Source organism: Collimonas sp. GW821-FHT07E08 (genome assembly GCF_059418905.1).
Genome location: NZ_JBWKQR010000008.1, coordinates 25,190 through 41,049, shown reverse-complemented (window position 1 = coordinate 41,049; position 15,860 = coordinate 25,190). Strand labels below are relative to the sequence as shown.

Sequence of the window (15,860 nt, the reverse complement as noted above, 5' to 3'; positions counted from 1 at the left end):
TATTCCTTAGAGTTCAAGTGCTTTAGGTTGCTGCGCAGTGTGCGGATGGGTGCCATCTGCGTACACTTTGAGCTTCTTGATCATGGCGTAGCCAAGCGGACCCTTAGGCAGCATGCCCTTGACCGCTTTTTCCAGCGCACGACCTGGAAAACGCTGTTGCATTTTCTGGAAATTTGTTTCGTAGATGCCGCCTGGGTAACCGGAGTGACGGAAATATGTCTTGTCGGTTGCCTTGGCGCCAGTGACGCGCAGTTTGCCTGCATTGATGACGACGATGAAATCGCCGGTATCAACGTGTGGAGTAAATTCCGGTTTGTGTTTGCCGCGCAGTCGGAGTGCCACTTCGCTGGCAACACGTCCGAGGACTTTGTCCGTCGCGTCAATCACGAACCAATCGCGCTGGACTTCATGGCCCTTAGCGGAAAAAGTTTTCATGTTGACTTCCTAACTAGTTTAATTCGCTCAAATGGTGGTTCCGCCGCTATCGAAAACCGGCTTTTACACCGGAGCTTCGTCCCGCATCAGCGGCAGACTCTTCCTTGTTATCTTTTCCTGAGCAAACGGAAAAGCCGCAAATTATAGCCTTTTCAAGGACTTGGCGTCAAATTGATTGAAAAAAATCGCCGTTTGCGCTATGCGATGTTGTAAATACGCTTGCCGATGCGCCGGCTGCCGCTCTTGCGGATAAAAGAAAACCCGAACTGCGCACTTGGGCATCGGGTTTAAATCCACTCCTGTGGAGGGTGGAGGAGACATGGCGTCAATTGCCGGAAATCAATTCCGCAACCGTCAGATTGATCTTAGCAAACGGAATTGTGCATCGCAAGGTAAAGAATCGCGGTTTCATCCAAAAACATCGCCCTCGTTTTCTTTTTGCCAACCAGCCCCGTCCAGGCTACATCCGCCAAGAGCAGTTAGAATATTGCGACACAATCACTTCCCACGAGATCATATGGAATGCACAGTTCGCTGGACCGGTTCGTCCGGCATGACATTTTTGGCAGAAACCGGCTCCGGCCATGTATTGGCGATGGACGGCGCTCCTGACGGCGGCGGCCGCAACCTGGCGCCGCGCCCTATGGAAGTGGTGCTGGCAGGCACCGGCGGCTGCACCGCTTACGACGTCGTGCTGATCCTGCGCAAAAGCCGCCAGGATATCCGCGGCTGCGACGTCACGCTGAAATCGGAACGGGCGGAAACCGAACCCAAGGTATTCACCAAGATCCACTTCCATTTCACCGTACGCGGCCGCAACCTGAAGCCCAACCTGGTCGAGCGCGCAATCAAGCTGTCGCACGAAAAATACTGCTCAGCCTCGATCATGCTGGAAAAAACCGCCGCGATCACCCATTCCTTCGAGATCGTCGACGACCTGGCAGAAGCGGCCGCCGAAGCCTAGTTTCAGATGTGGTAAGCGACCGTTGTCATCACTTTCGACATCGCCTGCATCACCTTTTGCACCGGGCGCGGCATTTCAGCTGCGCCCAATGACCGCGCCGCCTCGCCATGGGCGATTTCATCGTCGCGCATCTGTTCGACGATAGCGCGCGACTTGGCGTCCTGCAGCGGCAGCTGTTCCAGGTGGCTGCTGAGATGCGCTTCAACCTGGCGCTCGGTTTCCGACACAAACCCCAGGCTGCGGGCATCGCCCAGGCGCGCCGCCAGCGTTCCTAGCGCATAGGATCCGGCATACCACAGCGGATTGAGCAAGCTGACGTGCGAACCCAGCTCGCGCAGGCGTTCCGCGGTCCAGGCCAGGTGGTCTTCCTCTTCCCTGCCCGCCGCGGCGAATTGCTGCTTGATCGGATCGCCCTGGGCGAAGCGGCCCTGGGCGTCGTACAGCGCCTGCGCGCAGACTTCGCCGACATGATTGACTCGCATCAGGCCGGCGCTGTGGCGCTGCTCGGCCGCATCCAGCACGCCGTCGGCCGCCTGCAACGCCGGATTCGGGCGCGCAGCCGAAGCTTGTCCGGTGATCACCCGCAAGGCGTTGTCGAAATCGGCGATGGCTCTGTCCAGGAATAGCATGCGAAGAATCACTTTTAAAATTGGGTAGGTGGATTTTATCAGGCTGGCTTCATTTGCCGCGCTTGGGGCGGAACACCGCGGCGTCGGCATAAAAAGCCTGGTCCTGTCCCTGGCTCCAGCCCGGCACGCCGAGCACCGGCAGCGGCGTCAGGCGGCCGATCAGCGCGTCTTGCTGCGCCAGCTCGGCGGCGACGTGCCGGTCGATCCATTCGCGCCGCAGGTTATCGCTCAGTCCGAAATAAGATTCCGGCGCACGCAGCAGCAGGGTATGCGCGGTTATCGCCTTGTATGGCTGCACCAGTTTTTCCAGCAAGGCGTGGCCAAACAGCCAGACCTCGGCTGCGCCGCCAAACATGGCGCCGTGTTCGATGAACACCTGCTGCCATTGGTGCTGGCGCAATGCCATGCTAAGCGACTGCCCCGCAGCATTGTCCGGCACCAGCAGCAAGGCGGCATTTTCGTCAAAGATGGTGGCGGCATCGCGCGCCGCGCCGCGCGCCTTGCTGCTGCCGGAGACGGTCCCGGCCTTGGCCAGCTCGGCGGCCTGCAGCGCATTCAGGCGCGCCTTGACGGCCGGGAACGACAGCCAGATCAAGGCGTTCAGGAAATCGTGGAGATTGTCGCGGGTCGGCACCTTGCCGCTGCTGCCGATAAATGACTCGTAGGCGGTCGCCGCCGGCAACTCGGCCTGCGCCACAAAACTGACCGGCAAACCCTGGTAGTTGCGGATGTCGCGCTCCCGGGCGGCCGTATTCAAGGCCTGCCGCCAGTCATCGGCGACGCTCAGCCGCTGGCCAAGCAGGCGAAACGGCTTGAGCCAGGGTTGTGACCAATCGACGAGGGCGGCAGGAGTAGGCATTTGCCGCGCATTTTACCTCGCGCGCACGCGGCTCAGCCCACCGCCCGCTGCAAATTGCCCAGGCCGATATTGGCGAAAGCGTCAGCGCAACGCACCACTTCGCCGATAACGATAATGCTGGGGCTACCGAGCCCGCTGTCATGCAAGGCTTGCGGCAACTGCGCGAGAGTGGTCAGCAGCTGCGCCTGCGTAGCCAAGGTCGCCGACTGGATCACCGCCACCGGCATGGTTGCGGCCATGCCGGCCTGCAGCAGGCTGCGCTGCAACTGCGCGCAGCGGGCGACTCCCATGTACACCACCAGCGTCATGCCGGCCGCCGCCAGCGCCGTCCAGTTCGGCTGGCTACTCTCGCTCTTGCCATGGCCGGTCACGAAAATCACGCCCTGGCTATGGTCGCGATGCGTCGCCGCAATGCCGATGCTGGCAGCGGCCGCCATGCCGCTGGTGATGCCCGGCACCACTTCGACCGCCACCCCTTGCCGCTGCAAATGCGCGCGCTCTTCGCCGCCGCGGCCGAACAGATAAGGATCGCCGCCTTTCAGGCGCACCACGCAATGGCCCGCTTGCGCTTCCAGCACCATCAGGCGTTCGATGAATTCCTGCGAGGTCGACTGGCAGCCGCCGCGCTTGCCGACATGGATCACCCGTGCGCTGTCTTGCGCATGCACCAGCACCTCGGGATTGACCAGGTCGTCCACCAGCAGCACATCGGCTTGCGCGATGGCCTTGGCAGCCTTCAATGTCAGCAGGTCCGGATCGCCTGGCCCGGCGCCGACCAGCATCACTTTGCCTTGCGGTTTCATCATAGGTTCTTGGTTTCCCTCAAGCCGCCTGCGCGGCCGGATGGACTTGTTTGCGATATAGGAATTCCAGCACCGAGGTCCGGTACTCGGCATACAGAGGATCCTGCGCCAGCGCCACGCGTTCACGCGGCCGCGCCAGCCTCACCTGTACGATATCGCCGATGGTGGCGGCCGGACCGTTGGTCATCATCACGATGCGATCGGACAGCAGCACCGCTTCGTCGACATCGTGGGTCACCATCACCACCGTCGATCCGGTCTTGGCGACGATCTTCAGCAGCTCGTCCTGCAAATGAGCGCGGGTCAAGGCGTCCAGCGCGCCGAACGGTTCGTCCATCAGCAGCACCTTGGGCTCCATCGCCAAAGCGCGGGCAATGCCGACCCGCTGTTTCATGCCGCCGGAAATTTCATGCGGGCGTTTTTGCCCGGCCGCCGTCAATCCCACCATCGCCAGCGCGGCCTTGGTGCGCTCCTTCAAGGCACTCTTGTTTTCGGTGGCGGCAAACACGCGCTCCACGCCAAGATAGATATTTTCGTGGCAGGTGAGCCAGGGCAGCAGCGAATGGTTCTGGAACACTACCGCCCGTTCCGGCGACGGTCCGCCGATTTCACGGCCGGCGCAAATCAGCACGCCGTCGCTCGGCAGCAGCAAACCGGCGATCAGGTTCAGCAGGGTCGACTTGCCGCAGCCAGAATGGCCGATCAAGGTCACGAACTCGCCCTTGCGCACGGTCAGGTTGATGTCGCGCAGTGCGTGGAACTGGCCTTTGCTGGTGCTGAACACCATTTCGGCCTGGTGGATATCGATGAATTTGGCGTCGCGCTGTTCCATGTTTTCCTCGATGTCGATGTCAGTTAGTTCGATACTTGCTCATAGGTAAACGCCTTGGCCAGGGCCACCAGCAATTGCTCCAGCAGCAGCCCGACCACGCCGATCACGACAATCGCGATGATGATGTGCGGCACGTTGAGGTTGTTCCATTCATCCCAGACCCAGAAACCGATGCCGACGCCGCCGGTCAGCATTTCGGCGGCGACGATCACCAGCCAGGCAGTGCCGATCGCCAGCCGCACGCCGGTCAGCATGTACGGCAATACCGAAGGAAACAGGATCCTGGTGATGATTTTCCATTCCGACAGGTTCAGCACGCGCGCCACGTTCATGTAATCCTGCGGCACCCGCTGCACGCCGACTGCGGTGTTGATGATCATCGGCCAGATCGAGCAAATGAAGATGGACCAGATCGCCGCCGGATTGGCCGACTTGAACACCAGCAGGCCGATCGGCAGCCAAGCCAGCGGCGATACCGGTTTCAGCAGGCTGATGATGGGGCCGAACATGCTGGAGAGGAATTTGAAGCGGCCGATCATGAAGCCCAGGGGAATCCCCACCAGCGCCGCCAGGCCGAAGCCGATGCCGACCCGCTGCAGCGAAGCCAGGATATTCCAGCCTATGCCCTGGTCGTTAGGGCTGGTCCGGTAGAACGGATCGGCAAACAGCTTGAGCGCTTCCTGCAAGGTCAGCAGCGGCGTCGGGAACTGGCTGTTGCTCATCGCGATGAGCTGCCACACCAGCACCAGGAACGCCAGGCCCAGCAGCGGCGCAACGATGCTCATCAACCAGGTCGGCATGCTGCTGCGGCGGTTCATTTTCGACGGCGTGCGCGGGACGGCGACCGCGGCTTCGGCCACAGCCTCGCTTGCCTTGTTATCCATTGCCGCCGCCTGGCGATGGGCATTTGCCGCCGTGTCCATGATTGCGCTCATAGTGACTCTCCAATAAATCGCGGTTCATAAACGTCTGGATTTATTTATGCGTGGATCTTGAAAGATGCGGCATAGGCTTGCGGATTCTTGCCGTCCCATACCGTGCCGTCCATCAGCTTCGAGCTCCGCAGCGGGTCTTTCGGCACCGGCGTGCTTGTCATCGCCGCCGCGTCCTTGTAGAGCGCGATCTGGCTGACCGACTTGGCCACCGCCAGGTAGTCCGGGTCGCTTTTCAGCAAACCCCAGCGCCGGTGCTGCGTCATGAACCACATGCCATCCGACAGGTACGGGAAATTGACCAGGCCGTCGTTGTAAAACTTCATGTAGTTCGGATCGTCCCAGGTCTTGCCCAGGCCGTTCTGGTAACGCCCCATGATGCGCTGGTCGATCACGTCCTTGCTGGTGTTGACATAGGATTTGTCGGCGATCGCTTCGGCCATCTTGTTCTTGTTGGCAAGCGAGGCATCGATCCATTTCCCCGCTTCCAGCACGGCAGCGATCAGGGCGCGGCAGGTGTTCGGATTCTTGGCGGCAAACTCGGCGGTGGTGCCCAGCACTTTTTCCGGATGGTCTTTCCAGATTTCCTGGGTCGTGATGGCGGTAATGCCGATGCCATCGACGATCGCCCGGTGGCCCCAAGGCTCGCCGACGCAAAAGCCGTCCATGTTGCCGACCCGCATATTGGCCACCATCTGCGGCGGCGGCACGGTAATTACTTTGGCGTCCTTGAGCGGATTGACGCCGTTGACGGCCAGCCAGTAGTACAGCCACATGGCGTGGGTGCCGGTCGGGAAAGTCTGGGCAAACGTATATTCGCGCTTGTCGCTGGCCATCAGCCTGGCTAGCGATGGTCCGTCGACAGCGCCCTTGTCGGCCAGCTTCCGCGACAGCGTGATCGCCTGCCCGTTATTGTTGAGCCCCATCAGGATCGCCATGTCTTTCTTCTGGCCGCCTATGCCCATCTGCACGCCGTAGATCAGGCCCGACAGCACATGCGCGGCATCGAGCTCGCCGTTGGCCAGCTTGTCGCGCACGCCGGCCCAGGAGGTTTCCTTGCTGAGGATGATCTTGATGCCGTATTTTTTGTCGAAACCGAGCAGCGATGCCATCACCACCGACGCGCAATCGGTCAGGGGGATGAAGCCTATCTTGACCTCGGTTTTTTCCGGCTTGTCCGAGCCTGCGGCCCAAACACCGGTGCTGGAAAGTCCTAGCATGCTGGCTCCTGCCGCGAGAGTCGCGGTTTGTAATAGTTGACGGCGCTTGCCGTCGACAAGCGTGTTCGGCGTTTGCTCGGTGCCTAGGGTGTCTAGCTGCAGTGCATTGCTTGGTTCCATCGCATGGCTCCAGATTGTTTCCGGCAACAAAAAAGGCGTCGTCCCGCGCTGGACAAGCCATGCGGGAAGACACCTTTGTCTTATGCGGAAACGGCCGCCGTTAGCCGATTCCAGCAGCGCCAGCGTTGGCGCCTGGAATGGACTATGCAAACCACGTGCCAGGAATTTTTATCGGGAAAATGCAGGAACGTGCCGGTTTTTCGCTCAAAAAGCGCACCGGCCTTGTGCAACGCACCAAACCAGATCGTGGCGACCGCGCGCCCGCTCGACGGCTTGATCAGCCCAGCAGGTCGGCAGCGTCGATAATGCGTTGCGCCACTTCGGACAGCTTGAGGTTCTTGTCCATCGCCAGCCGCCGCAGCTTTTGATACGCCTCCTGCTCCGTCAGCTTATGGTGATCCATCAGCAAACCCTTGGCCCGGTCCAGCAACTTGCGTTCAGCCAGCTTCAGCTTGGTGTCGGACAGCTCCGCCAGCAGCTTCTGCTCTTGCCGGAAGCGCGCCAGCGCGACCTCCAGCACCGGCTTGATGCGCGCCGTCTGCAGGCCGGCCACGACATATGCAGAGACGCCCGCCGCCATCGCCGCATCCATGCTGGAAGTTTTTGCATCCTCGGTAAACAGGACGATCGGGCGGCGCGCATCGCGCGTGGCGATCACCACATGCTCAAGCACGTCGCGCGCATCGGATTCGGCGTCGATGATGACCATGTCTGGTTGTAACTGGGCAATTCTCTCAGGCAGGTACAGGTCGGCCGGAAGTGAAGCAACGATGTTGTAGCCGGCCTCCAGCAAGCCGATGCGCAAAGCCTTGCCGCGCGCGGCCTGCGCCTCGAACGCGGGATCGTCGTCACCCTCGATGGCGACCGGATTGACAACAACGATACGTAGACTTTGCATGCTTGAACCTGGATCCGAAGACGAATCGGTGAGCTACGGTTAGACAGGATGGAAGGCCGGTTTTATCCTTTCCTGCCATTCAAGCAAGCAAAAATCGCACCATGTCGATGCAAAAGGTAAAGAGCGGAGGTGCTAAATCACCCTACGCCAGTTGCCAGTCTATCGTCTCGCCGCCGTTCAGCGGCACCACGGTAGTCTCGCCCAGCGGCAGTTCCGCCGGCAGGGTCCACGACTGGCGCTTCAGCGTGACCGTGCCCTGGTTGCGCGGCAGATTGTAGAAATCGGGGCCGTTGAAGCTGGCGAACGCCTCCAGCTTGTCCAGCGCGCCGGCCTGGTCGAATGCCTGCGCATACAGCTCCATCGCATGCAGCGCGGTATAACAGCCGGCGCAGCCGCAAGCGTGCTCTTTCAAACCCTTCGGATGCGGCGCTGAATCGGTGCCGAGGAAGAACCGCGTGCTGCCCGACGCCACTGCCTGCACCAATGCTTGCCGGTGCTCTTCTCGCTTCAGTACCGGCAGGCAATAATAATGCGGCCGGATGCCGCCCTTGAAGATTTCGTTGCGGTTATACAGCAGGTGATGCGCCGTGATGGTGGCCGCCACCGGCCCGCTTGCGCTCTCGACGTATTGGGCGGCGTCCTTGGTGGTGATGTGCTCGAACACCACTTTCAGTTCCGGCATGTCGCGCCGCAATGGCTGCATCACGCGGTCGATGAAAACCGCTTCGCGGTCGAAGATGTCGACCGCCGGATCGGTCACTTCGCCGTGCACCAGGAATGGCATGCCCAGTTCCTGCATGACTTCCAGCGTCTTGTAGCACTTGCTCAGGTCCGTTACGCCGGCATCGGAATTGGTGGTGGCGCCGGCCGGATACAGCTTGACCGCGTGCACGAAGCCGCTGTCCTTGGCGCGCCGGATCTCGTCGGGCGGCGTATTGTTGGTCAGGTACAGGGTCATCAGCGGCTCAAACGCCAGCTCCTGCGGCAAGGCTGCCAGGATGCGCTCGCGGTAGGCCGCCGCCTGCGCCGTGGTGGTAACCGGCGGCTTCAGGTTAGGCATCACGATGGCGCGGGCGAACTGGCGCGCACTATGCGGCAAGACGGCAGCCAGCGCCACGCCGTCGCGCAGGTGCAAGTGCCAGTCGTCGGGGCGGGTGATGGTCAGTGTATCGGTCAAGGCATCAGTCATGTTCATTCTCTTCTGCAAAAAGTCGCTCCAGCATGGCTGCCGGATTGTTCAGGAAATGGCGCGTGGTCGTATAGTGTTCGGTATCTTCGTAGCGGGTCTCGGCCAGGCCGCTCTGGTCCAGCAGGTAAATCCTGGCGTGCGGATAAGCCAGCAGGATAGGCGAATGGGTGGCGATGATGAACTGGCTGCGATTTTGCGCCAGCTTGTGGATAATCGCCAGCGCCGCCAGCTGGCGGTTGGGCGATAACGCGGCTTCCGGTTCATCCAGCATGTAAAAACCGTCGGGCTGGAACTTGTTTTGCAGCAGCGCCAGGAAAGACTCCCCATGCGATTGCCGGTGCAGACCTTTGTCGCCATAGGACGGATGCTGCCCATCATCCATGTTTTCCTCGTAGGTGGCGAGGTTGAAGAAACTTTCGGCGCGCAAAAAATAGCCGGTCCTGGGCCGCTTGAAGCTCTTCACTGTCCGTATGTAACGGTGCAGGTCGGAATGCGCTTGCGCGGTCGAGAAATTTGCATTCCTGGTGCCGCCTTCCGCATTAAACCCCCAGGCAACCGCGATCGCTTCCAGCAAGGTCGATTTGCCTGCGCCGTTTTCACCGACCAGGAACGTGACGTCAGGATGAAAATCGATCTGCTCCAGTTCGCGCACGGCCGGGATGCTGAAGGGATACGCATCAAAATCGATCGCCAGCTCGGGATTGAGTTTCAGGCTGCGCAGGTAAGGTTTGGTGGCTAGCATGGTGCGGCGGGGGTTCGGATGACCGTCATTTTACCGCAGGCCGGAGGCGGCGCCGCGCCGGATGCTCCCGGCCTGCCCTTCCGCGCCCGACAACCAGGCAACAAAAAAGCCGCCCGGATAGGCTCCGGAGCGGCTTCTTGCCTCGCGCAAAACGCAGCGGTCAGTGAATGATCTTGGCCAGGAAATCGCGGGCGCGGTCGGAACGCGGCGCGCCAAAGAACTCGTCCTTGGTGCAGTCTTCCACTACCAGGCCCTTGTCCATGAACACCACACGGTTGGCGACCTTCTTGGCGAAGCCCATTTCATGCGTCACCACCATCATGGTCATGCCTTCTTGCGCCAGGCCGACCATCACGTCCAGCACTTCATTGATCATTTCCGGATCGAGCGCTGAAGTCGGTTCGTCGAACAGCATCGCAATCGGATCCATCGACAACGCACGGGCAATCGCCACGCGCTGCTGCTGGCCGCCGGACAGCTGGCCAGGGAACTTGTCTTTCTGTGCGATCAGGCCTACGCGGTCCAGGTACTTCAAGCCTTTTTCATTGGCTTCGTCCTGGCTGCGGCCCAGCACCTTGACCTGGCCGATGGTCAGGTTCTCGCGGATCGACATGTGCGGGAACAGTTCGAAGTTCTGGAACACCATGCCGATGCGCGCGCGCAGTTTCGACAGGTTGGTCTTGGGATCGCCGACCGAAACGCCGTCGACCGTGATCTCGCCCTTCTGGAACGGCTCCAGGCCGTTGACGGTCTTGATCAGCGTCGACTTACCGGAACCCGACGGCCCGCACACCACCACCACGTCGCCTTTGGCCACTTGCGTGGTGCAATCGGTCAGGACTTGAAATTGGCCGTACCATTTGCTGACGTTGTTAAGCTTAATCATGAGTATTTCTCCTAATTCCTGAATTCTGTTTTGCAGTCCAGGCCCAATCCTTCCTTGGATCGGGCCTGGATCTTATCGAACAATTATCGAATAATCGCAACCCTTTGCTGCAGCTTCTTGACCAGCGACGACAAACCGAAGCTCATCACGAAGTACACCACGGCGACAAACATGTACATCTCCACCAGGCGGCCGTCGCGCTGCGCGATCTTGGATGCGACAGTAACGAAATCCGGCACCGAGCCCAGCACATAGACCAGCGAAACGTCCTGGAACAAGACGATGGTCTGGGTCAGCAGGATCGGGATCATGTTGCGGAACGCTTGCGGCAGCACCACATTGCCCATCATCTGCCAGTAATTCATGCCCAGCGCGTAGCCGGCAGAAACCTGGCCGCGCGGGATCGACTGGATCCCGGAACGCATGATTTCGCAATAATAAGCTGCTTCAAACAAGATGAACGTGATCAATGCCGACGAGAATGCGCCGACCTGCACCGGCTGCGATGCGCCGATAATCCAGGCGCCGATGTACGGCACCAGGAAGTAGAACCAGAAAATCACCAGCACCAGCGGCACCGAGCGAATCAGGTTGACGTAGCTGGTGGCGACCAGTGAAATCGTCTTGTTGTGCGACAGGCGCATCATGGCCAGCACGGTGCCGAACAGGATGCCGCCTATCATCGCCACCAAGGTCAGCGTCAGCGTGAACTTCATGCCGGTGGTGAACAGGTAGAGCCAGGAGCGCTGGATGACGTCAAAATCGAAATTCGAAAACATGATTAATGACCTCCCGTATTAGCGCTGCCGGCAGCAATGAAACCTGGAATCGCAATCGCTTTTTCAAGCCAGCGCGCCAGCAGCAAGGCAATCGCCGAGATGATCACGTAGATCACGGTAGCGCCGGTGAGGGCTTCGAAAGTCTGGAAGGTAAATTCACGCATCGAATAAGTAGCGGCGGTCAGTTCCACCAGGCCGATCGTCAGTGCGACCGAGCTGTTCTTGATGATTGCTGCGAATTCGTTGGTCAGGGACGGGATGATGATCCGGAACGACATCGGCAGCAAAACGTAGCGATATGTTTGTGGCAACGTCAGACCAAGTGCAGTACCCGCCAGCTTTTGGCCACGGGGCAATGCATTAATGCCAGCGGAGACTTGTACGGCAATCCGCGACGACGTAAAAAAACCCAGCGCCAGGAAGGCGGTGATGAATGATGCGTTCGGCAGGCTCTTGAGCCAGCCGCCGATGCTCGCAGGGACGATTTCCGGCATCACGAAATACCAGAGAAACATCTGCACGATCAGCGGGATGTTGCGGAATAATTCAACATAGCCGTTGGCTACGCGTACTGCCCATTTGTTCGGCATGGTACGGATCGTACCGATCACCGTACCGATGATCAATGCCATGATCCAGGCCGATGCGGACAGCGCAAGCGTCCACTTCAGGCCGGCCAGCAAGGTGTCCATGTAAGTGCTGACACCGTCGGGAGACTCTTGCCAGAAGATGCCCCAGTTCCAGTTGTAATGCATATTAAGTCCCCTCTATTACTCAAATCTCCATTGCTGCGCCAGCCGTCGGCAAGCGCCGATTGTGCGGCGCAGCAATTCAATTTCAGAAACAAAACGGGAGGCTTGCGCCTCCCGTTCCGTTCTTATCGCCTATCTTATTTTTTCTTCATCTTCAGCGATTGCTTTTGTGCTTCAGGGACGGCAGCATAGGCAGCCGGATCACCCGAATCGGTTGGCTTGGCGAACGCAGCCTTCAGCTCTGGGCTGACTGGCACGTTCAGGTTGATGCCCTTCGGCGGAATCGGCTTCAGGAACCATTTTGCGTAGATGTCGTTGATCTGGCCCGAGGTGTAGACATTGCTCAGCGCAGTATCGACCGCTTTCTTGAAGGGCAGGTCGTCCTTGCGTTCGATAATGCCGTACGGCTCAACCGACAAGGCTTCCTTGGTGATTTCGTAGTCGGCGGGCGCTCTGGAGCTTGCCGCCAGCGACGCCAGCAGGATGTCGTCCATGACAAACGCTGTAGCGCGGCCGGTTTCCACCATCAGGAACGCTTCAGCATGGTCTTTGGCGGCCAGGATGTTCATGCCGAGGCTGCGCTCGCCATTGAGGATCGTGACTTGCTTCAGGTTCGACGTGCCGGAAGTGGAAACGATGGTCTTGCCCTTGAGGTCGTCCAGCGTCTTGATGTTGGACGATTTCTTGGCCAGGATACGGTTCGCGGTCACGTACATGGTCGGCGCAAAGGAAACAACCTTTTGACGCTCTGCATTGTTGGTGGCGGAATCGCAGGACAGGTCGATGGTGCCGTTCGAGATCAGCGGGATGCGGGTCGCCGAAGTCACTGGAACCATCTTGACGTTCAAGGCAGTCATGCCGAGCTGTTTCTGAACGGCGGTCGCAGCTTTCAGGCACAAGTCGATCGAGTAACCCTGATACGATTGTTTGTCATCAAGGTAAGAGAATGGAATGGACGAATCGCGCACGCCCAGGGTGATGGTGCCGGTATCCTTGATTTTCTTGAGTGTTCCGGTCAGTTCTTGCGCTTGTACGGAGCCAACCATTACTCCCAAGCCAACCAAAGCGACAACTAATTTCGATGACATCATAACAACTCCCGTAAAAAAATTATCTGTATAGTTTAACAAACTCACTGCCTCAGCAGCAGACTTAAACTCATGCTTATTTATTATTCTTACTTCTCCTCCGAAAATGCCTGTCCCCACCTTTGCATAAATTAAAAATTACAGTCAATTCTGATTACTTTCAGTTGCCAACCTGGTCCGACGGGAAACGTAAAGACTCCCTGAAAAGATAGCCCATGGGCATGTTCAGCACGAGATTATTTTTTGCCGGAATCGGACTCAGGAACCACTTGGTGTACAGCTTGTTGATTTCGCCATCGTGGATAATGCGGCCCATTTCACGGTCGACCACAGCCTTGTAGTTTGTGTCGCCTTTCGGCAACATGATAGCGTAAGGTTCGGTTGTCAAAGGCTCGCCGACAATCGCGTACGCTGCGGGATCCTTGGCGGTAGCCTTCAATCCGTACAGCAGCACGTCATCCATCACAAATGCATCGGCCGCTTTGTCTTCCACCATCTTGAACGATTCGTTGTGGTCGCGTCCTTCCAGTATGGTCATGTTCAGGGAGCGGACCTGGCCCCGGTCGACCAGGGATTTGACGCTGGTCGTACCCTTGGTCGTCACCACCTTCTTGTCGCGCAGGTCCGGCCAGTTCTTGATCTTGTCCTCGGTCCGCACCAGCATCCGCGACGACGCCATGAAATGCGCAATGGTAAAGCTGACCTGCTTGCGCCGCTCTGCATTGTTGGTGGTTGACCCGCACTCCAGGTCGATTTTTCCGCTTGCGATCATGTCAATGCGATTAGATGACGTCACTGGAACATACGCGATATTCAATTGCTGCAGTTTCAATTGCTGCTTCACCGCGTCGGCTATCTTGAGGCACAGGTCGACCGCATAGCCAACCGGTTTTTTATCCTGGTCCACAAAAGAAAACGGGAACGACGCTTCCCGGTAACCGATCGTGATGGTCTTGCTGTCGCGGATTTTCGCCAGCACATCTTCCGCATGCGCGGCTGCCGCTGCGATACTCAACGTTACCGCTAACACAACTCCCAGACCTGCATTGCACCGCGCGGCCGCATTGCTGCCCTGGCCGCCCTTACCGTCCTTGATTCCCACGCTGCTCTCCCCTTGATGTGCGCTGTCGATAATGTTTTTATGCAATGAATATGCTTAATGCAATATTCAAGCCAGCTGTTTGCTTGTCGGCGGCGACTGCTATAGCGTCGCTCTTTTGCAGACAAGTCCCCGGATACGCCCAGGGCCAGATGACACGCGCTCAGCCGGCCAGCAGCTTGAGCGCGCGCAAAACATCCCGACTATAACGCAACATCAATCAAGGATACAAACCACGCATTTCACGCGCTTGCAGGACACGGGTACAGGCAACGATAAATGCAGCGGTGCGCAGCGATACTTTCTTCTCTTCAGCCAGCTGCCAGACCGCGGTAAACGCTTCGCGCATGATGCGGGTCAGGCGCAGGTTGATTTCATCTTCGGTCCAGAAGAAGCTGGAGAAATCCTGCACCCACTCGAAATAACTCACCGTCACACCGCCGGCATTGGCGATCACATCGGGCACTACCAGCACGCCCTTTTCATGCAGGATGTCGTCCGCAGCCGGGCTGGTCGGACCGTTGGCGCCTTCCAGGATGATCTTGGCGCGGATGGTCGGCGCATTCTCCACGGTGATTTGTTGCTCCAAAGCAGCAGGCACCAAAATATCGCAATCGACAGCCCAAAACTGCGCACGGTCGCTGATTTCTTCGCCGCCCTTGAAACCGGCAACGCTGCCGGTTTCATTGACGTGGGCTTGCAGCGCCGCCACGTCCAGGCCGCTGGAACGCACCACGGTCGAGATATGGTCTTGCACCGCCACCACTTTTGCGCCGGCTTCCGAGAACAGGCGCGCGGCAATGCCGCCGACGTTACCGAAACCCTGCACCGCAACCTTGGCGCCGTGGATGTCCAGGCCGCGCTTGACCGCTGCTTCGCAACCCACCACGAACACGCCGCGGCCGGTGGCTTCGCGCCGTCCAAGGCTGCCGCCCAGTGAAATCGGCTTGCCGGTGACGACGCCCGATGCGGTGCTGCCCTGGTTCATGGAATAGGTATCCATCATCCAGGCCATGATTTGTTCGTTGGTGTTGACGTCCGGCGCCGGGATATCCTTGTTAGGGCCGATGATGATGCCGATCTCGCTGGTATAGCGGCGCGTCATGCGTTGCAGTTCGCCTTGCGACAAGGTCTTCGGGTCAACCCGGATACCGCCCTTGGCGCCGCCGTACGGCACGTTGACGGCGGCGTTCTTGACCGTCATCCAGGCCGACAGGGCCATCACTTCGGACAGGGTCACGTCCTGGTGGAAACGCACGCCGCCCTTGCCTGGGCCGCGCGAGGTGTTGTGCTGCACGCGATAGCCTTCGAAGTGGGCAATGGTGCCGTCATCGCGCTCGATTGGGACGTCGACGATCAGCATCCGCTTCGGACGCTTCATGGTTTCGACCCAGCGGGCCAGATTGCCGAGATAAGGTGTTACGCGATCGATTTGTTCGAGATAGTCGCCCCATGGGCCGATGCCATGTTGCGAGAGATAGGATGGAACTTCGTGCTTGATAGTCATATTTTTGCGCGCTCCTGGAAGTTGCAGACCGGCCCCCTGGATAAGGACGACAGGGGTACTGACAGCGGGGGCGAAATCGATCTAGTGGCGAATCGTAGGACAACGGCATGGGGCAAAGCCAATGCT

General features: G+C 59.0%; 17 protein-coding genes. 1 reads left to right on the top strand and 16 read right to left on the bottom strand.

The genetic code is table 11. The features are described from left to right. Positions 1-6: 6 nt before the first annotated feature. Positions 7-435, bottom strand: coding sequence for a 50S ribosomal protein L13 (gene rplM / locus AC07RZ_RS11790; RefSeq protein WP_061944550.1), 429 nt, complete (start codon positions 433-435; stop codon positions 7-9). A 517-nt stretch (positions 436-952) separates the two neighbouring features. On the opposite strand from rplM, the gene AC07RZ_RS11785 reads away from it, so the two are divergent. Then, complete coding sequence (locus tag AC07RZ_RS11785) at positions 953-1,399, top strand: OsmC family protein (protein ID WP_092397109.1); 447 nt, start codon at positions 953-955, stop codon at positions 1,397-1,399. A gap of 2 nt (positions 1,400-1,401) precedes the next feature. Here AC07RZ_RS11785 and coq7 read toward each other — a convergent pair whose 3' ends face one another. From coq7 to AC07RZ_RS11710, 15 genes are all read right to left on the bottom strand, one after another. Further along, entirely contained in the window at positions 1,402-2,028 is a 627-nt protein-coding gene (gene coq7, locus AC07RZ_RS11780; protein ID WP_144739452.1) for a 2-polyprenyl-3-methyl-6-methoxy-1,4-benzoquinone monooxygenase, read from the bottom strand. A 49-nt stretch (positions 2,029-2,077) separates the two neighbouring features. Next, positions 2,078-2,887 (bottom strand): DUF3025 domain-containing protein, encoded by an 810-nt coding sequence (locus AC07RZ_RS11775; RefSeq protein ID WP_494668045.1) that lies wholly within the window; start codon positions 2,885-2,887, stop codon positions 2,078-2,080. A gap of 32 nt (positions 2,888-2,919) precedes the next feature. Continuing rightward, positions 2,920-3,690 carry a uroporphyrinogen-III C-methyltransferase gene (gene cobA, locus AC07RZ_RS11770; RefSeq protein WP_494668171.1) on the bottom strand — a complete coding sequence of 257 codons (771 nt, stop codon included), beginning with the start codon at positions 3,688-3,690 and terminating at the stop codon, positions 2,920-2,922. A 19-nt stretch (positions 3,691-3,709) separates the two neighbouring features. Further along, positions 3,710-4,522 carry an ABC transporter ATP-binding protein gene (locus tag AC07RZ_RS11765; protein WP_494668044.1) on the bottom strand — a complete coding sequence of 271 codons (813 nt, stop codon included), beginning with the start codon at positions 4,520-4,522 and terminating at the stop codon, positions 3,710-3,712. Between the two features lie 23 nt (positions 4,523-4,545). Continuing rightward, the gene (gene ntrB / locus AC07RZ_RS11760; RefSeq protein ID WP_494668170.1) at positions 4,546-5,340 is read right to left on the bottom strand and encodes a nitrate ABC transporter permease; all 795 of its coding nucleotides are present in this window, start codon (positions 5,338-5,340) and stop codon (positions 4,546-4,548) included. 161 nt (positions 5,341-5,501) lie between these two features. Beyond that, positions 5,502-6,794 (bottom strand): CmpA/NrtA family ABC transporter substrate-binding protein, encoded by a 1,293-nt coding sequence (locus tag AC07RZ_RS11755; protein WP_494668043.1) that lies wholly within the window; start codon positions 6,792-6,794, stop codon positions 5,502-5,504. 277 nt (positions 6,795-7,071) lie between these two features. Next, entirely contained in the window at positions 7,072-7,692 is a 621-nt protein-coding gene (locus AC07RZ_RS11750) for an ANTAR domain-containing response regulator (RefSeq protein ID WP_494668042.1), read from the bottom strand. Positions 7,693-7,834: 142 nt separating this feature from the next. Continuing rightward, positions 7,835-8,881, bottom strand: a complete 1,047-nt coding sequence (gene pyrC / locus AC07RZ_RS11745) for a dihydroorotase (protein WP_494668041.1) — start codon at positions 8,879-8,881, stop codon at positions 7,835-7,837. Next, the gene (locus tag AC07RZ_RS11740; protein WP_144739464.1) at positions 8,874-9,623 is read right to left on the bottom strand and encodes an AAA family ATPase; all 750 of its coding nucleotides are present in this window, start codon (positions 9,621-9,623) and stop codon (positions 8,874-8,876) included. Before AC07RZ_RS11740 ends, pyrC begins: the two co-directional genes overlap by 8 nt. Positions 9,624-9,783: 160 nt before the next feature. Further along, a complete protein-coding gene (locus AC07RZ_RS11735; protein WP_092397125.1) occupies positions 9,784-10,509 on the bottom strand; it encodes an amino acid ABC transporter ATP-binding protein in 726 nt (241 codons plus the stop codon). Positions 10,510-10,592: 83 nt separating this feature from the next. Continuing rightward, positions 10,593-11,288, bottom strand: coding sequence for an amino acid ABC transporter permease (locus AC07RZ_RS11730; protein WP_494668040.1), 696 nt, complete (start codon positions 11,286-11,288; stop codon positions 10,593-10,595). Between the two features lie 2 nt (positions 11,289-11,290). Then, the gene (locus tag AC07RZ_RS11725; RefSeq protein WP_144739468.1) at positions 11,291-12,043 is read right to left on the bottom strand and encodes an amino acid ABC transporter permease; all 753 of its coding nucleotides are present in this window, start codon (positions 12,041-12,043) and stop codon (positions 11,291-11,293) included. Positions 12,044-12,177: 134 nt separating this feature from the next. After that, positions 12,178-13,131, bottom strand: a complete 954-nt coding sequence (locus tag AC07RZ_RS11720; RefSeq protein WP_494668039.1) for an amino acid ABC transporter substrate-binding protein — start codon at positions 13,129-13,131, stop codon at positions 12,178-12,180. Between the two features lie 157 nt (positions 13,132-13,288). Further along, positions 13,289-14,143 (bottom strand): amino acid ABC transporter substrate-binding protein, encoded by an 855-nt coding sequence (locus AC07RZ_RS11715; protein WP_494668038.1) that lies wholly within the window; start codon positions 14,141-14,143, stop codon positions 13,289-13,291. A 304-nt stretch (positions 14,144-14,447) separates the two neighbouring features. Next, positions 14,448-15,734 carry a Glu/Leu/Phe/Val family dehydrogenase gene (locus AC07RZ_RS11710; protein WP_144739472.1) on the bottom strand — a complete coding sequence of 429 codons (1,287 nt, stop codon included), beginning with the start codon at positions 15,732-15,734 and terminating at the stop codon, positions 14,448-14,450. Positions 15,735-15,860: the final 126 nt, after the last annotated feature.